The organism is Pelagerythrobacter marinus, assembly GCF_034375205.1.
Taxonomy (GTDB): Bacteria; Pseudomonadota; Alphaproteobacteria; order Sphingomonadales; family Sphingomonadaceae; genus Pelagerythrobacter; species Pelagerythrobacter marinus.
In genome coordinates, this window is record NZ_CP139719.1 from 3,085,625 (window position 1) to 3,107,258 (window position 21,634).

The 21,634-nt window shown below is 68.8% G+C and carries 26 protein-coding genes; 7 read left to right on the top strand and 19 right to left on the bottom strand.

All coding sequences use genetic code 11. The features are described 5' to 3' along the window. The 8 genes from T8T98_RS15070 to T8T98_RS15105 all read right to left on the bottom strand — a co-directional run bounded on the left by T8T98_RS15070 (position 1) and on the right by T8T98_RS15105 (position 6,576). Positions 1–759: a SufD family Fe-S cluster assembly protein gene (locus T8T98_RS15070; RefSeq protein WP_251104613.1), complete on the bottom strand. Its 759-nt coding sequence runs from the start codon at positions 757–759 to the stop codon at positions 1–3. After that, positions 756–1,157 carry a hypothetical protein gene (locus T8T98_RS15075; protein ID WP_251104612.1) on the bottom strand — a complete coding sequence of 134 codons (402 nt, stop codon included), beginning with the start codon at positions 1,155–1,157 and terminating at the stop codon, positions 756–758. Before T8T98_RS15075 ends, T8T98_RS15070 begins: the two co-directional genes overlap by 4 nt. Then, a complete protein-coding gene (gene sufC / locus T8T98_RS15080; RefSeq protein ID WP_251104611.1) occupies positions 1,154–1,897 on the bottom strand; it encodes a Fe-S cluster assembly ATPase SufC in 744 nt (247 codons plus the stop codon). The genes T8T98_RS15075 and sufC overlap by 4 nt, the downstream gene beginning before the upstream one ends. Beyond that, positions 1,897–2,442 (bottom strand): endonuclease domain-containing protein, encoded by a 546-nt coding sequence (locus T8T98_RS15085; RefSeq protein ID WP_251104610.1) that lies wholly within the window; start codon positions 2,440–2,442, stop codon positions 1,897–1,899. Before T8T98_RS15085 ends, sufC begins: the two co-directional genes overlap by 1 nt. After that, on the bottom strand, positions 2,439–2,681 hold the full coding sequence (locus T8T98_RS15090; RefSeq protein WP_160733502.1) for a hypothetical protein: 243 nt from the start codon (positions 2,679–2,681) through the stop codon (positions 2,439–2,441). Before T8T98_RS15090 ends, T8T98_RS15085 begins: the two co-directional genes overlap by 4 nt. Then, a complete protein-coding gene (gene sufB / locus T8T98_RS15095; RefSeq protein ID WP_251104609.1) occupies positions 2,678–4,159 on the bottom strand; it encodes a Fe-S cluster assembly protein SufB in 1,482 nt (493 codons plus the stop codon). The genes T8T98_RS15090 and sufB overlap by 4 nt, the downstream gene beginning before the upstream one ends. After that, on the bottom strand, positions 4,156–4,623 hold the full coding sequence (locus tag T8T98_RS15100; RefSeq protein ID WP_251104608.1) for an SUF system Fe-S cluster assembly regulator: 468 nt from the start codon (positions 4,621–4,623) through the stop codon (positions 4,156–4,158). Before T8T98_RS15100 ends, sufB begins: the two co-directional genes overlap by 4 nt. 114 nt (positions 4,624–4,737) lie before the next feature. Next, positions 4,738–6,576 carry a DUF885 domain-containing protein gene (locus T8T98_RS15105; RefSeq protein WP_251104607.1) on the bottom strand — a complete coding sequence of 613 codons (1,839 nt, stop codon included), beginning with the start codon at positions 6,574–6,576 and terminating at the stop codon, positions 4,738–4,740. A gap of 284 nt (positions 6,577–6,860) precedes the next feature. On the opposite strand from T8T98_RS15105, the gene T8T98_RS15110 reads away from it, so the two are divergent. The 3 genes from T8T98_RS15110 to T8T98_RS15120 all read left to right on the top strand — a co-directional run bounded on the left by T8T98_RS15110 (position 6,861) and on the right by T8T98_RS15120 (position 11,594). After that, positions 6,861–7,889, top strand: a complete 1,029-nt coding sequence (locus T8T98_RS15110) for a quinone-dependent dihydroorotate dehydrogenase (protein WP_251104606.1) — start codon at positions 6,861–6,863, stop codon at positions 7,887–7,889. A gap of 10 nt (positions 7,890–7,899) precedes the next feature. Beyond that, positions 7,900–9,642 (top strand): gamma-glutamyltransferase, encoded by a 1,743-nt coding sequence (gene ggt, locus T8T98_RS15115; RefSeq protein WP_251104605.1) that lies wholly within the window; start codon positions 7,900–7,902, stop codon positions 9,640–9,642. A 122-nt stretch (positions 9,643–9,764) separates the two neighbouring features. Further along, complete coding sequence (locus T8T98_RS15120) at positions 9,765–11,594, top strand: AMP-dependent synthetase/ligase (RefSeq protein WP_251104604.1); 1,830 nt, start codon at positions 9,765–9,767, stop codon at positions 11,592–11,594. Between the two features lie 12 nt (positions 11,595–11,606). Here the strand turns inward: T8T98_RS15120 and T8T98_RS15125 are convergent, their stop codons facing one another. After that, positions 11,607–11,900, bottom strand: coding sequence for a hypothetical protein (locus T8T98_RS15125; RefSeq protein ID WP_160733495.1), 294 nt, complete (start codon positions 11,898–11,900; stop codon positions 11,607–11,609). 89 nt (positions 11,901–11,989) lie between these two features. On the opposite strand from T8T98_RS15125, the gene T8T98_RS15130 reads away from it, so the two are divergent. The 3 genes from T8T98_RS15130 (at position 11,990) to xth (ending at position 13,670) form a co-directional block, all read left to right on the top strand. After that, a complete protein-coding gene (locus tag T8T98_RS15130; RefSeq protein ID WP_160733494.1) occupies positions 11,990–12,421 on the top strand; it encodes a CBS domain-containing protein in 432 nt (143 codons plus the stop codon). Between the two features lie 31 nt (positions 12,422–12,452). Then, on the top strand, positions 12,453–12,782 hold the full coding sequence (locus T8T98_RS15135) for a HesB/IscA family protein (protein WP_160733493.1): 330 nt from the start codon (positions 12,453–12,455) through the stop codon (positions 12,780–12,782). 114 nt (positions 12,783–12,896) lie between these two features. Continuing rightward, the gene (gene xth, locus T8T98_RS15140; protein WP_160733492.1) at positions 12,897–13,670 is read left to right on the top strand and encodes an exodeoxyribonuclease III; all 774 of its coding nucleotides are present in this window, start codon (positions 12,897–12,899) and stop codon (positions 13,668–13,670) included. Positions 13,671–13,757: 87 nt separating this feature from the next. On the opposite strand, the gene T8T98_RS15145 is transcribed toward xth, so the two are convergent. The 10 genes from T8T98_RS15145 to T8T98_RS15190 all read right to left on the bottom strand — a co-directional run bounded on the left by T8T98_RS15145 (position 13,758) and on the right by T8T98_RS15190 (position 20,233). Next, positions 13,758–14,405 carry a cell wall hydrolase gene (locus T8T98_RS15145; RefSeq protein WP_251104603.1) on the bottom strand — a complete coding sequence of 216 codons (648 nt, stop codon included), beginning with the start codon at positions 14,403–14,405 and terminating at the stop codon, positions 13,758–13,760. 204 nt (positions 14,406–14,609) lie between these two features. Continuing rightward, positions 14,610–14,948, bottom strand: coding sequence for a DUF1491 family protein (locus T8T98_RS15150; protein ID WP_160733490.1), 339 nt, complete (start codon positions 14,946–14,948; stop codon positions 14,610–14,612). Between the two features lies 1 nt (position 14,949). Next, complete coding sequence (locus tag T8T98_RS15155; protein ID WP_407675047.1) at positions 14,950–15,432, bottom strand: PaaI family thioesterase; 483 nt, start codon at positions 15,430–15,432, stop codon at positions 14,950–14,952. Then, complete coding sequence (locus T8T98_RS15160) at positions 15,407–15,829, bottom strand: PTS sugar transporter subunit IIA (RefSeq protein ID WP_237486950.1); 423 nt, start codon at positions 15,827–15,829, stop codon at positions 15,407–15,409. Before T8T98_RS15160 ends, T8T98_RS15155 begins: the two co-directional genes overlap by 26 nt. A gap of 170 nt (positions 15,830–15,999) precedes the next feature. Further along, positions 16,000–16,569, bottom strand: a complete 570-nt coding sequence (gene hpf / locus T8T98_RS15165) for a ribosome hibernation-promoting factor, HPF/YfiA family (protein ID WP_160733487.1) — start codon at positions 16,567–16,569, stop codon at positions 16,000–16,002. Between the two features lie 41 nt (positions 16,570–16,610). Continuing rightward, on the bottom strand, positions 16,611–17,297 hold the full coding sequence (gene dnaQ, locus T8T98_RS15170) for a DNA polymerase III subunit epsilon (RefSeq protein WP_251104601.1): 687 nt from the start codon (positions 17,295–17,297) through the stop codon (positions 16,611–16,613). 65 nt (positions 17,298–17,362) lie between these two features. Beyond that, complete coding sequence (gene coaE / locus T8T98_RS15175; protein ID WP_251104600.1) at positions 17,363–17,953, bottom strand: dephospho-CoA kinase; 591 nt, start codon at positions 17,951–17,953, stop codon at positions 17,363–17,365. After that, complete coding sequence (locus T8T98_RS15180; protein WP_251104599.1) at positions 17,950–18,804, bottom strand: shikimate dehydrogenase family protein; 855 nt, start codon at positions 18,802–18,804, stop codon at positions 17,950–17,952. Before T8T98_RS15180 ends, coaE begins: the two co-directional genes overlap by 4 nt. Continuing rightward, positions 18,801–19,379 carry a Maf family protein gene (locus T8T98_RS15185; protein ID WP_251104598.1) on the bottom strand — a complete coding sequence of 193 codons (579 nt, stop codon included), beginning with the start codon at positions 19,377–19,379 and terminating at the stop codon, positions 18,801–18,803. Before T8T98_RS15185 ends, T8T98_RS15180 begins: the two co-directional genes overlap by 4 nt. Beyond that, positions 19,376–20,233: a pyruvate, water dikinase regulatory protein gene (locus T8T98_RS15190; RefSeq protein ID WP_160733482.1), complete on the bottom strand. Its 858-nt coding sequence runs from the start codon at positions 20,231–20,233 to the stop codon at positions 19,376–19,378. The genes T8T98_RS15185 and T8T98_RS15190 overlap by 4 nt, the downstream gene beginning before the upstream one ends. A gap of 329 nt (positions 20,234–20,562) precedes the next feature. Here T8T98_RS15190 and hemE point away from each other — a divergent pair, with 329 nt between their 5' ends. Further along, complete coding sequence (gene hemE, locus T8T98_RS15195) at positions 20,563–21,633, top strand: uroporphyrinogen decarboxylase (RefSeq protein ID WP_251104597.1); 1,071 nt, start codon at positions 20,563–20,565, stop codon at positions 21,631–21,633. Position 21,634: the final 1 nt, after the last annotated feature.

Genomic DNA, 21,634 nt, shown 5'->3' on the forward strand with positions numbered 1-21,634 from the left:
TCACAGGTGCTTGTCCAGCTTGGCGAGGGCGATGTCCATCATCCGCTCGCGCTCGCCCTCGTCATCGAGCGCAACGAAAGCATCGCCGATGAAGGCCTGGACCAGCAGCCGGCGCGAAAGCTCGGGCGAGAGACCGCGCGCCGCCATGTAATACCGCGCCATCTCGTCCATCTGGCCCACGCTCGCGCCGTGCGCGCATTTGACGTCGTCGGCAAAGATCTCCAGCTGCGGCACGGCGTTCACGCTCGCGCCCTTTTCGAGCAGCAGGCCCTTGAAGCTCTGCGCCGCGTCGGTCTGCTGCGCGTCGCGCACGACGTCGATATTGCCGAGGAAATTGCCCGTCCCCCGGCCCCAGTGAACCGCGCGGACCACCTGGTTGCTGGTCGCACCAGGCTCTGCATGGACCACGCGGGTGACGAATTCGCGCACGGTCTCGCGGCCGCCCAGCGTGACTCCGCCGAGTTCGAAATGCGCGCCTTCGGCCAGGCGCACCTCGACCTCGATCCGGCCCAGCTCGGCAGCGGCGATGACGGCGAACAGCTCGCACCGCGCGCCCGCGCCCAGCGTCACGCGCAGGCGGCGCAGTTCACTCGCGCCGGTCCCGGGCCCGTCCTCGATCGTCAGGCATTCGCGGAACGTCTCTCCGGCCGCGACGTCGATTTCGCGCCAGGCGTCGAGATCGACGCCATCGAGCGCCTCGACCGCCGAATAGCGCCAGGCTTCGTCCTTGCGGGTGGGCAGGGTGGTGGTGGCGTTCATGATCGCCCTCCTTCTTCGGTCAGCAGGCGCGCGATTGCCTCGTCCTGGTATCGGTCCATGCACGGGCGCGCGGTCGCCATCAGGCGGTCGAAAGCGAGCCGCCGCTCGCCCGCGGGTATGGCGGTGGCTGCCAGCCGGTCGATCTCGCCCTGCAACGGGCGGGCGCAGGTCAGCATGGCGCCGCAACGGATCGCGTCGAGCCGGCGATCGCCGGTGCTGGTGCGCGTGCGGCAGACCAGCCGCCCGTCTGCACGCGCGACGCTGCCCTTCCATCCCTTCAGCTTGGCCGCGGCGCTCTGGGCATCGAGCGGAGCGGGCTGCGGGGCGGAAGGCCGGGCTGCCGGCTGGGCCTGCAATCCACTGGCCGCGAGCAGGAGAGGCAATGCAAGCAGCTTCATGCCGCGACGGCCTCGTACCCCTCGGCCTCGAGCCGCTTTGCCAGGTCGGCATCGCCGGTCTTCACGATCCGGCCCTTGCTCAGGACATGGACATAGTCCGGCTTCACGTAATCGAGCAGCCGCTGGTAGTGGGTGATCAGCAGCACGCCCTTGTCGGGCGCGCGCATGATCGCGTTGATCCCTTCGCCCACGACGCGCAGCGCATCGATGTCGAGGCCCGAATCGGTTTCGTCGAGCACGGCGAGAACCGGGTCGAGAATACCCATCTGGACCATCTCGGCGCGCTTCTTCTCGCCGCCCGAGAAGCCGACGTTCACGTGCCGCTTGAGCATGTCCATGTCGAGCTTGAGCAGCCCGGCCTTTTCCTTGGCCAGCTTGAGGAAATCCCCGCCGGTAAGCGGCTCCTCGCCCCGCGCCTTGCGCTGGGAATTGAGCGCTTCGCGCAGGAACTGGACGTTGGAGACGCCGGGGATCTCGACCGGGTACTGGAAGCCGAGGAACATGCCGGCAGCGGCGCGTTCGTGCGGCTCCAGCTCCAGCAGGTCCTGCCCCTTGAACGTCACCGATCCCGCGGTGACCTCGTAGCCGGGGCGCCCGCCGAGCACGTAGGCGAGCGTGGACTTGCCCGCGCCGTTGGGGCCCATGATCGCGTGGACTTCGCCCGCGCCCACTTCGAGCGTCAGGCCGTTGAGGATCTGCGTGCCGTCGATTTCGGCATGGAGGTTTTCGATTTTCAGCATCAGTCTTTCCGGGGCTTGCGCGGCGGACCGTTGCCCGCGCGGTCGTAGCGCGGCCGGGTCTGCCGGGGATTGTTGGCGTTGTGCTGGCGGCGCGCCTCGCTCTTGTCGGCAATGCGCATGCGCATCCCGGCGGTGATCCGGGCGAGGACATCGTCGATGTTTTCGAGCACTTCCCTGGCCGCGATATGCATGACGCGCACGCCCACGGCCTCGAGGCTCTTGTCACGGCGGCGGGCGAGCGCCGGGTCCGCGCCATCCTCGTCGATGATGATCGCCATGCCGAGATTGTGGCAGTTGAAATCGACGATCGCACTGCCAACCACGGCGAAGCGCTTGAAGGTATAGCGCCCGAGATCGGCCTTGGCGAAACGCTCCGCCAGCGCCTTGTGCGCGTCCGACGCATGCCGCCGCATCTCGCGCGCCCGCTCGTGCAGCGCGTCGAGCCGCTTCTCCGAGATCTCCCACCCGCGCCCGCGCTTCTTGATCGCGGGCGCGTCGGTGGTCTCGGACGGATCGCGCAGCTGGAGGGTTTTGCGGTCAGTCATGGAAGGAGACCCGCTCCGTGTGCTAGGGCCACAGAACTTACGACCGCGAATGCAAAGCCAGCCAGCGCAAAGAATGCCATTAGGCTTACCCAAAACCAGTAGCCCTTCGTCTCCGCCGACTTGCGCCAAATGGTTCCCCACACGTTGACCTCACGCGCGACGAGCATTTCGCGGAGGCGAAACAGTGATGCGCCTGCCATCAGCAGGCAGAGTGCAAAGAGCATCGCGATCCAGATCACCCCACACTCCCCTCGAGTGAGATGGCCAGCAGCTTCTGCGCCTCGACCGCGAATTCCATAGGCAGTTCCTTCAGCACCTCGCGCGCGAAGCCGTTGACGATCAGGGCCACCGCCTCTTCCTCGTCCAGCCCGCGCTGCATGGCGTAGAACAGCTGGTCGTCGCTGATCTTGCTGGTCGTCGCCTCGTGCTCGATCTGGGCGCTGGGGTTCTTCACTTCGATATAGGGCACGGTATGCGCGCCGCACTTGTCGCCCAGCAGCAGGCTGTCGCACTGGGTGAAGTTGCGCACCCCTTCGGCATTGGGGCCAACGCGCACGAGGCCGCGATAAGTGTTGTTGCTCTTGCCCGCCGAAATGCCCTTGGAGATGATCGTGGAACGGCTGCCCTTGCCGTTGTGGATCATCTTGGTGCCGGTATCGGCCTGCTGGTAATTGTTGGTGACGGCAACCGAGTAGAATTCGCCGACCGAATCCTCTCCGTTGAGCACGCAGCTCGGATACTTCCAGGTCACCGCGCTGCCGGTTTCGACCTGCGTCCAGCTGATCTTGCTGCGCGCGCCCTGGCACAGGCCGCGCTTGGTGACGAAATTGTAGATCCCGCCCTTGCCCTCGGCATTGCCGGGGTACCAGTTCTGCACGGTCGAATACTTGATCTCGGCATCGTCGAGCGCGACCAGTTCCACCACTGCGGCGTGGAGCTGGTTCTCGTCGCGCATCGGCGCGGTGCAGCCTTCGAGATAGCTGACATAGCTGCCCTTCTCGGCGACAATCAGCGTGCGTTCGAACTGGCCGGTATTCTCGGCATTGATGCGGAAATAGGTGGAAAGCTCCATCGGGCAGCGCACGCCTTCGGGCACGTAGACGAAAGTGCCGTCGGAAAAGACCGCGCTGTTGAGCGTGGCGAAGTAATTGTCGCGCTGGGGCACGACCTTGCCGAGCCATTTCTTCACCAGTTCGGGATGTTCGCGGATCGCCTCGCTGATCGACAGGAAGATCACGCCCGCCTTCTGCAGCTCCTCGCGGAAAGTCGTCGCGACCGAAACGCTGTCGAACACGGCATCGACCGCGACCTTGCGCGCGCCCTTCACCCCGGCGAGCACTTCCTGCTCCGCCAGCGGGATGCCGAGCTTGTCGTAAACCGACTTGATCTCGGGATCGAGCTCGTCGAGCGATTCGAGCTGCGGCTTCTTCTTCGGCTCGGCGTAGTAATAGGCGTCCTGGTAATCGATCGGCGGATAGCCGACCTTGGCCCAGTCGGGCTCCGCCATGTCCTGCCACAGGCGAAAGGCCTTGAGCCGCCATTCGAGCATCCATTCCGGCTCGCGCTTCTTGGCGCTGATGAACCGGACCGTGTCCTCGTTCAGCCCCTTGGGCGCGAACTCGGTGTCGATGTCCGAATGCCAGCCGAATTCGTACTCGGCCGCTTTCGCCGCGGCCTCGCGGGCCTCGCGGTCCTGGATGTCGATCTCTTCGTTCATGCAGATGTTCCGGATAGAGTGTTTTCGCGCGCGGGAGATGCCCGCCCGGTGGCGCCCGGCGGCACGGGATCGGCGGCAAGCTGCGTCAGCGGAATGCCGGCGAGCGCCCCGCGAAGGGCGGCATTGACGATCGGCCAGTGCGGCTTGACGCTGCAGGTGTGATCGACCGCGCAATCGTCGCCCTCGACGCACTGGGTCAGCGCAATCGGGCCTTCGACCGCCTCGATGATGTCCGCCAGCGTGATCGCCGCCGCCGGCCGGGCCAACTGCAGCCCGCCGCCGGCCCCGCGCACCGAGCGCAGGAGCCCGGCGGCGGAAAGGCGGCTGACCAGCTTGGCGACCGTCGGCGCCGGAAGGCCGGTTTCGGCCGCCAGCTCGGCCGCGCTCGTGCGTTCGCCGCCGCAATGGCGTGCGGCGGCGCTCATCGTCACGACGGCATAGTCGGCCAGGTTGGACAGTCGCATCGGCAAATCGGACCTTTTCGTTCCGATTTGCAGGTATGGACCGCGGCGGCGGTTTTCAACGGAAAACCGCCAGTTGCGAGTCGTTAGCGAGTGGCCGGGCCCGGCCCCGCCGGCTCAGGCCCCCTTCTGCGAGGCGACCCAGGCCTCGACGTTCTCCTCCATGATCGACAGCGGGACCGGGCCGCTCTTCAGGATCGCGTCGTGGAACCCGCGAATGTCGAACCGCTCGCCCAGCTGCGCACGCGCACTTTCGCGCAGCTCCATGATCTTGAGCTTGCCGATCATGTAGGCGGTCGCCTGCCCGGGATAGACGGCATAGCGTTCGATCGCCTTGCGGATGTCGCCCTCGGGGTTGGGGGTGTTCTCGGTCAGGTAGGCGATCGCCTCCTCCCGGCTCCAGCGCTTGTGGTGCAGGCCGGTATCGACAACCAGTCGACAGGCTCTCCACAGTTCCATCCCCAGCCGGCCGAAATCGGAATAAGGATCGGTGTAGAAGCCCATGTCCTTGCCCAGTTCCTCGGCATAGAGGCCCCACCCCTCGGAATAGGCGGTAATCCCGCCGAACCGGCGGAAGGCCGGCACGTCGCCCAGCTGCGTCTGGATCGAGAGCTGGAGGTGGTGGCCCGGCAGCCCCTCGTGGTAGAACAGGGCCTCCAGCTCGTTCCGGCTCATGTCGTTGAGGTTGTAGAGATTGACGTAATAAGTGCCGGGGCGCGACCCGTCGGGCGCGGGGCGCGAATAGAAAGCCTTGCCCGCGCTCTTCTCGCGGAAGGCCTCGACCGGTTTCACCACCATCGGGTCGGTCGGCAGGGTGGCGAAGAAATCGGGCAGCACCCGCTCGATCGCGACGCGGTGCTTCTCCACGTCGGCGAGGTACTCCTCGCGCGTTTCGTAGTAGAACCGCGGATCGGTGCGCGCGTGGTGGAAGAAATCCTGCAGCGTCCCCTCGAAACCGACCTGGTCCATGATCGCCCGCATCTCGCGGTGGATCCGGGCGACGTTGTCGAGCCCGATCTGGTGAATCTCGTCCGCGGTGAGATCGGTCGTCGTGTAGTTGGCGAGCAGGGCGGCATAGTATTCGTCGCCGCGTTCGAACCGCCACACGCCGTCCTGCGTCGGCGCCATCGGCTGCTGGCGGCGCATTTCGGCGAGCAGGCGCCGATAGGCCGGGCGGGCCGACACGTCCCAGGCCTGGTGCGCCCGGGCGACCAGGTCCGCCCGCTCGGCCGGCGGCAGGTCGAGCGCGGCCACCTTGCCTTCGAAGTCTTCGAGCACGGCGTTGTCCGCGCCGGCGCCCAGCAGGTTCTCGATGTCCGAGATGACGTAGGGATAGACCCAGTCGGGCGGCATGATCCCTTCCGCCGCGCGTTCGCGCGATTCGGCCACGAGGGTATCGAGCACCGGGCCGAGCCGCTTGATCCGGCTGATGTAGTCGCGCGCCTGCTGCACGTCGGCCACCGAGTGGATATTGATGAGGAAGGCCGGCAGCTCGCTCTGCGCGCCGTTCATCTGGTCGAAGATATAGCCATAGTCGCGGAAGGCGAAGAGCGAGGCGCGCCGCTTCGCCATTGCATCGAACAGGCGATAGCTCAGCGCATCCTGCGGGGGCAGGGCATCGGGGTCGAAGTTCGCCCGCATCGTTTCGGCCGCCGCCTGGAGCAGCTCGTGCTGGCGCCGTTCCCCCGCATCGCTGACGTCGCCCCATTCGCCATAGTCCTCGTCGCGGATGCCGCGGTAGGCCTTGGACAGCGGGGAGAGCGAGAGCTGGGCCTCGTCGTAGGCTTCGAACAGGGCGTCGATCCCCGCCTCGGGCCCCGGCAGGACGATGACCTGCCGCGCCTGCGCATCGGCGGCGCCCGCTTCCTGTGCCTGTGTCTGGGCCTGGGCGCCACCCGCCATCGCCAGGGCGGCAACCGATGCGCCGAGCGCGACCAGCCGTTTCGTCTTCGTCATCTGCGACCTCCTTGTTCCATCCACCGGGCTTGTGGCGCGAAAATCGCCTGCTGGCCAGCCGGACAAAAAGGGGGCGGCGCCGGCAAAGCGGCACCGCCCCGCAAAAGGCAAGAACCCCGCGCCGGGTGGCGCCGGGCCCTTCGGGTCGCAAAGCTCCTCTAGACGAGTCGGCTGCGAACGATTGTATGTTTGCGACAGCCAGGCGGAGAAATTATGTTGCAAAATTGTGTCGGCAGCCGGCCCCGGTCGACAGCGATGCGGCCGCTTGCCATAGGCATCGGCCCATGCTGTTCCGCCTCGTCCGCCCCGCGCTGTTCGCCCTCGACCCCGAAACCGCGCATCGCACGACGATCGCGGCGCTGAAGGTCGCCCCCGCACGCAGGCCGCAGGCGGGCGGGCTGCTCGGGATCGAGGTTGCCGGCCTTTCGTTCCCCAACCCGGTGGGAATGGCCGCGGGCTTCGACAAGGATGCCGAAGTGCCCGACGCGGTCCTGGGCCTCGGCTTCGGCTCGGTCGAAGTCGGCTCGATCACCCCGCGGCCGCAGGCCGGCAACCCGCGCCCGCGCCTGTTCCGGCTGGAGGAAGACCGCGCGGTGATCAATCGCATGGGCTTCAACAACGGCGGGGCCGCGGCGGCCGAGGCACGGCTTCGCCGCCGGGGCGCGCGCGCCGGAATCCTCGGCATCAACATCGGGGCGAACAAGGATTCGCCCGATCGCATCGCCGATTACGTCGCGCTGACGCGCCGTTTCGCGCCCTGGGCCAGCTATCTCACGGTCAACATATCCAGCCCCAACACCCCGGGCCTGCGCGCGCTGCAGGACGAGGGCGCGCTCGTCGCGCTGCTCGACGCGGTCCTGGCGGCGCGGCCCGAGGCGGGCCCGCCGGTCTTCCTCAAGGTCGCGCCCGACCTCGAGCCGGCGGATATCGACGCAATCGCGCGGATCGCGCTGGAACGGCAACTGGGCGCGCTGATCGTGTCGAACACGACGATCTCGCGCCCCGCGCTCGCCTCCCCCCACGCGGGCGAAGCCGGCGGCCTGTCGGGCGCCCCGCTGCGCGACCTGGCGCAGCAGCGCCTGCGCGATTTCCGTTCGGCGACCGGCGGCGCGATCCCGCTCGTCGGCGTGGGCGGGATCGCCAGCGCGCAGGACGCCTGGGCCCGCATCCGCGCCGGGGCCAGCCTGGTCCAGCTTTACAGCGCCATGGTCTACCACGGGCCCGGGATTGCCCGCGGCATCGTTCGCGGGCTGGAAACGCTGATGCGGCGCGAGGGCTTTGCAACGCTTGCCGAGGCGGTCGGGAGCGAATAGCCCGGCAGGCATGATCCGCCACGCCATCCTGTCGCTCGCCGCCGTCCTCCCGCTCGCCGCCTGCACCGCGCCGCCCCCGCCGGCATCCGCGTCCGCGCCCACCCCGGCCGACCTGCCGCCCGCTTCCGCCGCCGGCGTGGCCGGGACGGTCAGCGCCGCCGACCCGCGCGCCGAGGCCGCCGGCCTCGCCATGCTGCGCGCCGGTGGCAGCGCGACCGACGCGGCGATCGCGACGATGCTGGCGCTGACCGTGGTGGAACCGCAAAGCTCGGGCATCGGCGGCGGGGGCTTCCTCGTTCGCGGCACGGCCGATGGCACCGTGGAAACCTTCGACGGGCGCGAAACCGCGCCGGCCGGGGCGACGCCCGACTGGTTCCTCGACGAGAACGGCGAAGTCCCGCCCTTTTCCGAATCGGTCAGGAGCGGGCTCAGCGTCGGCGTCCCGGGCAATGTCGCGCTGGCCGCGCTGGCGCACCGGCAACATGGCAGGCTGCCCTGGGCCCGGCTGTTCGAACCGGCGATAGAGCTGGCGCGCGACGGGTTCCGCATGACCCCGCGGCTCCACCGCTCGCTGGCCGGAACGGCCGAGCGGGCGGGCTGGACCGCGCAAGGGCGCGCGCTGTTCTTCGATGCCCAAGGCAATCCGCACCCCGCCGGGCACCTGGTGGTGAACACGGCGCTGGCCGAGACGCTGGAAGCGATCGCCGCCGGCGGGCCCGAGGCCTTCTATCACGGCGAGCGGGCAGCGTCCCTGGCCGCGACGGTCGCCGCCGAGACGCCGCGCGCGGGCGCGATGACCGCGGGCGATCTCGCCGCCTACGAGGCCAGGGCGCGCGACGCGGTCTGCGGGACCTACCGCGATTATCGCATCTGCGGGATGGGCCCGCCCACGTCGGGCGGCGTCGCCGTGCTGCAGATCCTCGGCCAGCTCGAACGCTTCGACCTTGCCGCGCTCGGCGTGGACAACCCGGTGACCTGGCACCTCTTCGTCGAATCGCAGCGCCTCGCCTATGCCGACCGCGAGCTGTACCTGGCCGATGCCGATTTCGTATCGGTGCCGGTCGCGGGCCTCGTCGATCCGGGCTACCTTGCGCGGCGCAGCGCGCTGATCGCGCCCGACGCGACGATGGCGACCGTCGCCGCCGGGGTCCCCGAAGGCGCCCCGCGCGCCCTGGCCGACGGCGACGAGCCGGAAGAGCGCGGCACGTCGCACTTCGCGGTGGTCGATGGCGCGAACACGATGGTCAGCTATACTTCCACCATCGAGAGCGCCTTCGGCTCGGGCCTGATGAGCGGCGGGTTCTTCCTCAACAACGAGCTGACCGATTTCAGCCGCTCGCCCACGGTCGAGGGGCGCCTGGTCGCCAACCGGGTCGAGCCGGGCAAGCGGCCGCGCAGCTCGATGGCGCCGATGGTGGTCTGGGACCCGCAGGGCCGGCCCGTCCTGGCGATCGGCGCGGCCGGCGGCAGCACGATCCCAGTCCAGACCGCGCGCAGCATCGTCGGCGTGATCGATTTCGGCCTCGACGCCGAGGCCGCGCTCGCCCTGCCTTTCGCCATGGCTTACGGCGACGCCGTGCTGGTGGAAAAGGGCACCTGGCTCGAACGGGCGATCCCGCGGCTGCGCGCGCTGGGGCACGAAACGGTCACCGCCCGCGAAGTGGGGCTGAAGGCCAACGCGGTCCTCTATCGCGACGGCAAGTGGACGCCGGCGCGCGATCCGCGGATCGCCGCGCAGATCGTGGTCCCCTGACCCCCGCCCCGCGCCCGTGCCACCGCCCATCCCACCGCTCATGCCACCGGGCGGCCCCGATGCAGGCTTGCTGGCGCCGCGGCAGGCGCGTAATTCACCGCGACCGGCCACGACGAAGCCGGATGCGGGATCAGGAGCCCCTAGCCTTGCAATTGTCTGACATCGATGCGGCGAACAACCTCGTCGAACTGTTTCTCCGGCGCGCCGACGCCAAGGGGGACGCCCCTTTCCTGGGGGCGAAGCGCGACGGCACCTGGCAGACGATGTCCTGGCGCGAGGCGGCCCGAACGGTCTGCGTCCTGGCCCAGAACCTGCGCGCGCTCGGCCTCGAGGACGGGGACCGGGTCATGCTGGTATCGGAAAACCGGCCCGAGTGGTGCATCGCCGACCTCGCGATCATGGCGGCCGGCTGCGTGACGGTGCCCGCCTATGTCACCAATACCGAGCGCGACCACGTCCATATCCTCGACAACTCGGGCGCCCGCGCGGTGATCGTTTCGACCGAGAAGCTGTCGCAGCCGCTGCTGCCCGCGATCATGCGGACCGGGATTGCCGAGCACGTGATCCCGATCGACGGCATTCGCCAGTACCAGTCGGGCAGCCTGACCTGCCACGGCTGGTCGGCCATGACCGAAGGCGATGCAGCCGCCGCGCGCGAGGCGGTCGATAAGCGGATGGCCTCGGTCGGCCGGTCCGACACCGCCTGCATCATCTATACCAGCGGCACCGGCGGCGCGCCGCGCGGCGTGCTGCAGCACCACGGCGCGATCCTGTGCAACGTCGCCGGCGCGGCGGAAATCCTGGCAAACGACTTCGGCCTCGACGAGGACGACCGCTTCCTCTCGTTCCTGCCGCTCAGCCACGCATACGAGCACACGGGGGGGCAATGCCTGCCGATCGCCGTGGGGGCGCAGATCTTCTATGCCGAGGGGCTAGAGAAACTGGCCAGCAACATAGAGGAAACGCGCCCGACGATCATGGTCGTCGTCCCGCGCCTGTTCGAGGTCCTGCGCCAGCGGATCATGAAGCAAGTGGACAAGCAGGGCGGCGCGGCCAAGGCCCTGATGGACCGCGCGCTCGCGCTCGGCCAGCGCAAGGCGGAAGGCCGCTACCGCCTGGGCGACAAGACGCTCGACTTCGTGCTGGAACGGCTGCTGCGGCCCAAGATCCGCCAGCGTTTCGGCGGGCGCATCAAGGCGATGGTTTCGGGCGGCGCGCCGCTCAACCCCGAAGTCGGCGTGTTCTTCCAGTCGATGGGGCTGACCATGCTGCAGGGATATGGCCAGACCGAGGCCGGGCCTGTCATCAGCTGCAACCGCCCGCGCGCCGGGATTGCCATGCACACGGTCGGCCCGCCGCTGCGCGGGGTCGAGATCGCGATCGCCGACGACGGCGAGATCCTCTGCCGGGGCGAGCTGGTCATGCACGGTTACTGGCAGAACAAGGCGGAGACCGAGCGCGCGCTGAAGGACGGTTGGCTCCACACCGGCGATATCGGCCACCTGGACGAGAATGGCCGGATCGTGATCACCGATCGCAAGAAGGACATGATCGTCAACGACAAGGGCGACAATGTCGCGCCGCAGAAGCTGGAAGGCATGCTGACGCTGCGGCCCGAGATCGCGCAGGCGATGGTGAGCGGCGACAAGCGCCCCTATGTCGTCGGCCTGATCGTGCCCGATGCCGAATGGGCGCTCGAATGGGCGCGCGCGAATGGCGAGAAGTTCGACCTGCCGGCGCTGCAGGACCTGCCCGCCTTCCGCAGCGCGATCCGCGCGGTGATCGACGAGGTGAACCGCGAGCTGTCGGTGATCGAGAAAATCCGCCAGTTCGCCTTCGCGGACGAGCCGTTCACGATCGAGAACGAGGAAATGACGCCGTCGATGAAAATCCGCCGGCACAAGATCCGCGAACGCTACGGGCCGCGTCTCGACGCGCTGTACCGGCACTGAGCCGGGCGGGGATCAGCGCTCGCGCTCGTCCTCGGTCAGGTCGGTCACGCTCTCGTCGTGGCCGGTGCCGCTGGAAAGGAACACCAGGCCCATCAGCGCCGCCGTGAGCATCATCGTCGCGCCCACGCCGAGCGCAGTGGCGATGTAGAAATGGAACGAGTGCGCGCTGTCGGTCAGGTAGAGATAGGCCAGGACCAGCGCGACGACCACCAGGGTCACCAGGACCATGGCGCGCATCAGGCGCTTGTAGCGCGCCCAGGCGAACGCGGCCTTGTCGGGATCGTCGAGCGGGGAAGGCGGTACCATGGGGCCCGTCTTTGGGCCGTCCGCCGGCGATTGGCAATGGCGCGCGTTTCATGGCATCCTCCGCATTTCCGCGGAGGAGGTGGAATATCATGGAGATAGCAAGGCTTATCGCAGGCCGTTCGAGCGCCGAGATCGTCCGGTGCGATGCCGACGCGCGGGTGCGCGATGTCGTGGCGACGCTCGCCCGGCGGCGGATCGGCGCCCTGCCGGTGATGGAGGGGGGGCGCGTCGCCGGGATCGTTTCCGAACGCGACGTGCTCTACTGCCTGGCCGAAGAAGGCGGCGCCGCGCTCGACCGCTCGGTGCGCGAGGTGATGACGGCGCCGGCGATCACCGCGACCCCGGCGACCAAGGTGGACGAGGCGCTTTCGCTGATGACGCGGCGGCGCATCCGGCACCTGCCGGTAATGGAAGGCGAGGTGATGTGCGGCTTCATCTCGATCGGCGACCTGGTCAAGTCGCGCATCGACGAGGCCGAGCGCGAGGCGGCCGCGATGCGCGATTACATCCGCACGGCTTGAGGGCGCGGGCCGGAGCGCCCATATCCCGTCCATGGCCGATATTCCTTCCCTGACCCCCGCCGCCGCGAAGCGAGTCGCCTGGATCGCCGAGCGCCAGTCGAAACCGGCGCTCCTGCGCCTCTCGGTCGAGGGCGGGGGCTGTTCGGGCTTCCAGTACCGCTTCGACCTGGCCGATGCGCCCGACGCCGACGACAGCGTGAGCGAGACCGACGGCGTGCGCCTGGTCGTCGATCCGGTCAGCCTCGACCTCGTCGCGGGCAGCACGGTCGATTTCGTCGAATCGCTGGGCGGCGCGGCCTTCCGTGTGGAAAACCCCAATGCGGCGGCCGGCTGCGGCTGCGGATCGAGCTTCGGAATCTGACCGGTCGCGGGCGCGCGCGCTTGTCGCGCCCCCCGGTTATTGTCTAGCGCTGGCACCCGACGCAAACGGCCGCGCCCCGCATGCCGGGCCGGCCCGCCGAAGAAGGGGAGCCCGGTGCGCATCGCCAGTTTCAACATCAACGGGGTCAAGGCGCGCCTGCCGCGGCTGATCGAGTGGCTCGAGGAGACCCGCCCCGCGGTCGCCTGCCTGCAGGAAATCAAGAGCCAGGACGAAAGCTTCCCCGCCGCCGAGTTCGAGAAGATCGGCTATCGCGCGATCTGGCATGGCCAGAAGGGCTTCAACGGCGTCGCCATCCTCGCCGACGGGGTCGAACCGGTCGAGGCACAGCGCACGCTGCCCGGCGATCCGGAGGACCTGCACGCCCGCTATATCGAGGCCGACGTCAACGGCGTGCGGATCGCCTGCATCTACCTGCCCAACGGCAACCCGCAGCCGGGCCCGAAGTTCGATTACAAGCTCGCCTGGATGGACCGCCTGCGCGCGCGCATGGCCGAGTTGTGGGCGCAGGAGATTCCCTGCGCCGTAGTGGGCGATTTCAACGTCATTCCGGAAGACAAGGACGTCTGGTCGCCGGCCGCGATGGCCAGCGACGCGCTGATGCAGCCCGAATCGCGCGCGGCCTATCGGCGCCTGCTGGCCGACGGGTGGACCGACGCGATCGACACGCTCAATCCGCGGGGCGGGGTATGGACGTTCTGGGACTACCAGGCCGGGGCCTGGCCGCGCGACCACGGGTTTCGCATCGACCACCTGCTGCTGAGCCCCGAGCTGGCCGACCGGATGACCGCGGCCGGCGTGGACAAGGAGTATCGGGGGCGCGAGAAAGCCAGCGACCACGCCCCGGTCTGGGTCGAGATCGGCGACTGATCCGCGGCCGGAAAACCCCGGGCGGGGCTGTGCGCAGGGGCAGGGGGCAGGCCATGCGCGGCCCGCCCCTTCCCGGCCATCGCCCGGTCAGCGGTAGAAGATGTGGGTGTCGATCGTCGCCCGGGCCTGCTTCGTGCGGCTCCAGGCAGGGCGAACGTAGTTCGCGTGGAAATAGAGCGAATCGGCCGCCTCGCTTTCCCACAGCCCCTCGTGCGCGATCCGCGCCACCGCCTTCGCGCGCTTCCACGCGGCCGAACCGCGGCGGATGCGGGGCATCGTGCCGCCGCGAACGAAGGAGAACTGCGCGCGCTGGTAGACCACGGCGCAATAGCTTTCGGGGAAGAGATGCGAATCGGCGCGGTTGATCACGACCTGCGCCACCGCGAGCTGGCCGGCAAGCGGCTCCCCGCGCGATTCGAAATAGACGGCGCCGGCCAGGCATTCCATGTCGCGGGACAGCGCCTCGCGGTCGGGTATGCGGCGGACAAGCTCGCGCAGCGAGGATGCCGAGGACACCGCGGCGTCCACCTCGTCCTCGGCCGCCCGTTCGGGCACCGGCTGGACGACTTCGTTTTCGACGAAGACCGGCACGACCTCTTCGGTCACGGCCGTCTCGGCAATTTCGGGGTTCTCGCCCGGCTGGGCATTGGCGCCGGAACCTTCGGCGCTGGCAATCGTAAAAGCCGTGCATGCGGCGAGGGCCGCGTACAGGGAAAAGCGGGTCTTGCGACTCATCTATCCGTCATATCTGGGCGGTGAACGAGCACTGTCGCAGGCTGGGACCTGATCGCGTTTCTTGGCGTTGTATGGTGGGTCCAGTTATCGGGCCTGCCGGCCGTTCCCCGTCTGCGTGCCAGTTGCGCGGCCACATTGCCGCCCGAACCGCCTGCGCCTCGGAGAGTTGCGCGGCCAAATAGGGTGCGGCCGTTTCATGTCAACTTATCCGTTAATTGCTGCGACGAACCGTGCATGGTCCGCGATATCTGCCTCCAGAATCCAGATATCGCCGTCCTGGCGCTTCCGCTTTTTCAGATAGTCCCAAAATTCCTCAGGGTTTTCAGTATCTTGAATCCGAGCCTGTACGAATCGCCGCGATCCGTCGAGCTGCGGCATCCTTTCGAAAAGGCGCGCCGGCTCGCTGCGATAGATCGTTACCACCAGCAGGGTGCCGGCGTCGCGTTCACCTTTTTCGATAACCGAGGCGAATCCCCCGAGCGATTCGGCCAGGCGCAGGATGGCATGGGCCTCGAGGTGGGCGGGCAGGCGCGCGCCCTCCATGTCAGCCCCCGTGCGAGCGGTAGCCGGGCAGGCTGGAAAGCGCGATGCGCGAGCGCATGAAGGTCCCGGTACCGCGGCCGACCTCGTCCCCCTCGCCGTCCACCAGGCGCGATTCGGCGACGAGGACCCGCCGGCGGCCGCTGACCCAGCGCCCTTCGGCGAGGACCTTGCCCGCCTTCACCGGCTTGGTGAAATGGAGGTTGAACGAGGTCGTGAGCAGGAATCGATCGGTGACCAGCGTGTTCGCGGCATAGAAGGCCGCGTCGTCGAGCATCTTGAAATAGATCGTGCCGTGGGCCGCCCCGGCGGCGTGATAGGCCGCCTCGGTCACGGTGAACTCGATCCGGGTCTGCCCCTCGCCGACGATGTCCAGCCGCGAATCGAACAGGGCGTTGACCGGGGCCGAGCTGTAGAGCGATTCGAGCGCGCGGTAATGCGGCCCGGCGCCGGACGGGGTTTCAGGCGACGTCACGGTCGTTGGCATTGGCCAGCGAAGCGCGCAGCGTTTCCGCGTCGGTGGCCTCCATCAGGATGCGATGCGTAGTTTCCTCGCGCACCATGCGCGAGATCGCGGCGAGCGCGTGGAGATGCGCCGCACCCGCGTTCTCGGGCGAGATCAGGCCGAAGGCGAGCTCCACCGGCATGCCGTCGGCCGCGTCGAAGGCGACCGGGGACGACAACTTGAGCAGGGCGGCAACCGGGCGGTTGACCTGCCCCAGCCGGGCGTGCGGTATCGCGACCCCGCGGCCGAACCCGGTGCTGCCGAGCTTCTCGCGCTCGTCCAGCGCCTCGAGCACGTCCGCCGCGCGAATGCCGTAGGCATTCTCGAAACAGGCGGCCAGCGCTTCCAGCACGGCGGGCTTGGATGGCGCATCGCTCATCGCGATGGCCTCGGGAATCAATCTGAAATGTGCATTCATCGTTCGGTCGTGATTCTGTCCAACGCGCCGCGGATCGGCGTAAGGGAGCGTCGATAACGCGGCGTTCGGGAATTATATCCCTGCAATCCGGCGGATTTTTCCAGGGCGTGCGGGTTGGCATGCCCTGCCGGTCAACGTGGCTCGACCCAGCCGATCGAACCGTCCCGGCGGCGATAGACCATATTATGCCGCCCCGTGCCAGCGTTTTTGAAGAACAGGGCATTGGTGTCGCGCAGGTCGAGCATCATCACCGCGTCGGCCACGCTGGTTTCCGGGATATCGGCGGTCGTTTCGGCAACGATCATCGGCGTGTCGTCGCCCGCGACCTCCTCCGCTTCCTCGTCCGGGGCGGCGAAGATCGTATAGGCGGCCTCTTCCTCGCGCTGGGCGTGGACGGCCTGGGCATGGCGGTCCTGCAGGCGGCGCTTGTAACGGCGCAGCTGCTTGTCGATCTTTTCCGCCGCGCGGTCGAAGGCCTGGTGCGCGTCCTGCGCCTCCGCATGGCCCTTCACCACGGTTCCCTGCATGACATGGGTCACGATGTCGCAACTGAACGCGCCCGCCGGGGCCTTGCCGAACGTGACCTGCGAGGCGAGCGCCCGGTTGAAGTACTTGTCGACGATGCTGTTGAGCCGGTCGGCAGCGTGGTCCTGCAGGGCAGCGCCGGTTTCGATCTGGTGGCCTGAAACGCGAATATCCATCGACGGTCTTCTCCGTTGCTAGTGCGACCCCCCGATCCCGGTCAGCTGCTCCAAAGCGGCGCCTCCATGCGCGCGAGGAAGGCCCGGTGCCGGGAAAGCTCTTCGGCGCTGGCCGCGTGGGGCCGCGCCGGCCGCGGGGTCCGCTGCGCCCGGGGGCGGCTGACGACGGCGATCACGTCGGTGCGCGAGGTCTCGGCCGCCAATTCCAGCCCGATCTGCCGCCCGCCGGTCAATTCGACATAGACCTGGGCGAGCAACTCGGCATCGAGCAGGGCGCCGTGCTTCACCCGGTGGCTGCGATCGACGCCGTAACGGCTGCACAAGGCATCGAGCGAGAGCTTCGCGCCCGGGTGCCGCTTGCGCGCCAGCGCAACCGTGTCGATCATCCGGCTCATGCACACGGCCTCGCGCTCGCAGAGCGAGAGTTCGGCATTGAGAAAGCCGAAGTCGAACGCCGCGTTGTGCGCGACGAGCGGCGAATCGGCGATGAATTCGAGCAGGGCCTGCGCCGTGTCGCGGAACAGCGGCTTGTCCGCCAGGAAGGCGCTCGACAGGCCGTGGACCGCCTCGGCCCCGGCGGGCATGTCGCGTTCCGGGTTGAAATAGGCGTGGAAGGTCTGCCCGGTGGGTACGCGGTTCATCAGCTCGACACAGCCGATCTCGACCATCCGGTCCCCGCTGGCGGGGTCTAGGCCGGTGGTTTCGGTGTCGAACACGATCTCGCGCATTGCGCTATCTATCGGACTCCGGCCGGCCGGTGACAAGGGGGATCGCGCCTTTTTTGCCCCCGGCGCTAGCGCGCGAGGCGGGCGGCGAGGTCGCGCACCGCGGCCTCGGTCTGGGCAAGGGGCACGCCGGTGTCGATCACGTGGTCGGCGCGCCGACGCTTTTCCGCGTCGGGCACCTGGAGCGCGAGGATCTGCGCGAACTTTTCCGGCGTCATTCCCGGCCTGGCGAGAACCCGCTCGCGCTGGACGTCCTCGGGCGCGGAGACGACGACCACGGTATCGACCGACGCGTGCCCGCCTTTCTCGAACAGCAAGGGGATGTCGAACACGACCAGGGGCGCGCCCGCGTGTTCGAGCAGGAAGCTTTCGCGGCGGCGGGCGACGGCGGGATGGACGATTGCCTCCAGCCGGCCCAGCGCCTCGGCATTGCCGAACACCTCGCGCCCCAGGCGATCGCGATCGACCCCGTCGGGGCCCGTCGTGCCGGGGAAAGCCGCCTCGATCGGCGCCAGCAGGTCGCCGCCCGGCCCCTGGAGCGCACGCACTTCGGCATCGGCATCGAACACGGGCACGCCGGCACGCGCGAACATGGCCGCGACGGTCGACTTGCCCATCCCGATCGACCCGGTCAGCCCGACAATGCGCGGCTGGGTCATGGCGCGATTCTTTCGCGCAGGGCGGCGTCGCGCTCGCGCGGGGGCTGCCGGCCGAAGAAGCGGGCGAAGGCCTCGCGCGCCTGGCCGATCAGCATGGCGAGACCGTCGATCGTGTCGAAGCCGGCCGCGCGTGCATCGGCGAGGAACCCGGTCTCCACCGGGTCGGTCACGATGTCGTAGGCAATGCTGCCCGGCGGGGCATGGCTCCAGTCGAAAGCGAGCGGCGGCTGGCCGCGCATTCCCAGCGGGCTGGCATTGATCACGAGATCGCAGCAATGCGCGCGGTCGTCGAACCGGAACGCCGTCGGCGCGGCGAAATGGCGCAGTTCGGCCACGTGGTGCTCGCCTTCGGGATCGAACCGGTCGAGCAGGGCGCGCGCCTTGTCCGGGTTGCGGCCCGCGACGACCAGCGTGAACCCGTGATCGACCAGCCCGGCGACGACCGCCCGCGCCGCGCCGCCCGTGCCCAGCACGCGTGCCATGCGAAACAGGTGCCGGCGCTCCAGCACCGGGCCGAGCGGTTCGAGAAAGCCCGCGACGTCGGTGTTGTAGCCGACCAGTTCCTCGCCCTCGCGCACGACGGTGTTGACCGCCCCGACCCGCGCGGCGAAGGGATCGATCCGGTCGAGCAGGGGGATGATCGCCTGCTTGTGCGGCATCGTCACGTTGCACCCGCGCCATTGCGGCTCGGCGCGCCGGCGGGCGAGATAGTCGCCCAGTCCCTCCGCCGTGACGCGGTGCGCGCGGTAATCCGCCTCCAGCCCGAGTTCGGCAATCCAGAAGCCGTGGATCGCCGGCGACTTCGAATGACCGATCGGGTCGCCGATCACTTCTGCAATCAGGCGCGTCATGCCGGCAGCACGTCCATGTCGCGCAGGGCGCCGAGCACGGGGAGGAGCGGCATGCCCAGGACCGTGAAATGGTCGCCCTCGATCGTCTCGAACAGCTGGACCCCGGGCCCCTCGATCCGGAACGCCCCGACGCAGTGCGACACCGCGGGCCACTCGGCATCGAGGTAGCTTTCGATGAACCGTTGCGACAGGCGGCGCACCTGCAGCCGCGCGACCGCTGCGTGGCGCCAGGCGATCGTGCCCCCGCGCGCGATCGCGGCGGCCGAATGCAGCTCCATCGTGCGGCCGGAAAAGGCCCGCAGGTGCTCGGCCGCCCGGTCCCGGTCGGCCGGCTTGTCGAAGCGCGCGCCATCGACCACGACCAGCGAATCGCTTCCCAGCACGGGCACGGCCGGGTCGCCCGCCGCGAGGGCCTTGGCCTCGGCCAGCGCGAGCGCCACCTGGCCGGGGGCCGCGCCGTCCATCGCGGCCTCCAGCGCGCGCTCGTCGATCGGCGCGGGCCGGGCCTCGAAGGCGACCCCGGCGGCCGCCAGCATGGCCGCGCGCGAGGCGCTTCTGGATGCGAGCACGATCATATCGGCTTGCCCCCCGACAGCGCCGACGGCCCGGTCTCGTCGCGCCGGTCGCCGCGTTCGGCGTGGAGGCGGATCACCGCCGCGGCGGTCTCCTCGATCGAGCGGCGGGTGACGTCGATCACCGGCCAGCCGTTGTCGGCGAACATGCGGCGGGCGAACTGCACCTCGGCCCGCACCCGTTCGTTGTCGACATAGGATGTCTCGGTCCCCTCGTTCAGGCTCAGCAGGCGGTTGCGCCGGATCTGCACCAGTCGTTCGGGCGCGGTGGTCAGCCCCACGACCAGCGGGCGCCGCAAGGCGAAGAGCGAGGGCGGCGGCGGGCTTTCCATGACCAGCGGGATATTGGCGACCTTGTAGCCGCGGTTGGCGAGGTAAATGCTGGTCGGCGTCTTCGACGAGCGCGAGACGCCGGCGAGAACGATATCGGCCTCTTCCCAGTCTTCCCACCCCACGCCGTCGTCGTGCGCGATGGTGAAATGGATCGCGTCGACCCGCCGGAAATAGGCATCGTCCATCGCGTGCTGCCGGCCCGGCCGGCCGTGCGCCGCCTGGCCCAGCTGCGTCTCGAGCGCCTCGGTCACGGCGTCGAGCGCGGGGACGGCCGGCAGGCCCGCCTGGCGGCAATGCTCTTCCAGCGTCGCGCGCGTTTCCGGGTTGACCAGCGTGAACAGAACCAGCCCCGGATTGTCGGCGAGATCGGGCAGGATGCGCGAAAGGTGCTGGCGCGAACGGACCATGGGCCAGAAATGGCGCACGATCTCGGCATCGTCGAACTGGGCCAGCGCCGCCTTGGCCACCATTTCCAGCGTTTCGCCGGTGGAATCGGACACGAGATGGAGGTGGAGACGGGTCATCCGGGCGGGTGCGTCCTTGGACGATCGGCTGTGGAGAATGTGCGGCATAAACCACGGGACAAGGCTGGCGACAAGTTCGGGCACCGGATTCGTGCCCGCTACCGGCCCGATCGCGCCGGGGTTCTGGACAGGGCGGGCCGGTTGTCGACAGGCTGGGGACAGCGGGGAAAACGATCGATTGACGCGCAATCGCGGCGAGTCCCGAACCGCCCGGGCCTGTTCAGGGCGGGAGAAATCGGGCAGGGCCGAACCGTCCCCGCTATCCACAGGGCCAACAGACTCCAGAATCCTTATTAAAGACTCTTATTTTATTGATTGGACCTTCCCGAATGCCCGGCCTTCTCCTCGATACCCTGAACGGCAAGCCATGCGATCGCGTGCCGCTGTGGCTCATGCGCCAGGCCGGCCGCTACCTGCCCGAGTACCGCGCCTTGCGGGCGCGCAAGGGCGGTTTCCTCGAACTGGTCTATGACAGCGAGGCCGCGGCCGAGATCACGATGCAGCCGATCGATCGGTTCGGTTTCGACGGGGCGATCCTGTTTTCGGACATCCTCATCGTCCCCTATGCGATGGGGCAGGACCTGGCCTTCGTCGCCGGCGAGGGGCCGCGGCTCTCGCCCCCGCTGGCCGAAAGCGCGCTGGCCGAGCTGGAGGCCGTGCCCGAACGGCTGGCCCCGATCTACGAGACGGTGCGACGGGTGAAGGCGCGGGTGGGCGAGGGGACGACCCTGCTGGGCTTTGCTGGCAGCCCCTGGACCGTGGCGACCTACATGGTCGCGGGGGAGGGGAGCCGCGACCAGCACGCCGCGCGCGCGATGGCCTATCGCGACCCGGCCGCCTTCCGCACGCTGATCGACCGGATCGCCTCGGTCACGATCGATTACCTCGCCGGCCAGATCGAGGCGGGTGCGGAAGCGGTGCAACTGTTCGACAGCTGGGCCGGCAGCCTCGCCCCCGACGAGTTCGAACGCTGGGTCGTCGCGCCCAATGCGGCGATCGCCGGGGCCATCCACGCACGGTTCCCCGGCGTGCCGGTGATCGGTTTTCCCAAGGGGGCGGGCGAGAAGCTGCCGGCCTACGCGCGGGAAACCGGGGTCGACGCGGTCGGCGTGGACGAGGCGCTCGACCCCGAGTGGGTCAACCGCGAACTGCCCGCCGACATGCCGGTCCAGGGCAATCTCGATCCGCTGCTCCTGCTGGCCGGGGGCGACCGGCTGGTCGCGCGAACGCGGGCGATCCTCGGCGCTTTCGCCGGGCGCCCCCACGTCTTCAACCTCGGCCACGGGATCGGCCAGCACACGCCGATCGCCCATGTCGAGACGCTGATCGAAACGGTCCGCGGCGCGGCGGAACGAGGGGGCGCGATGACGGGGGGTGACGAACGCGGCGCCCGGGCCTAGA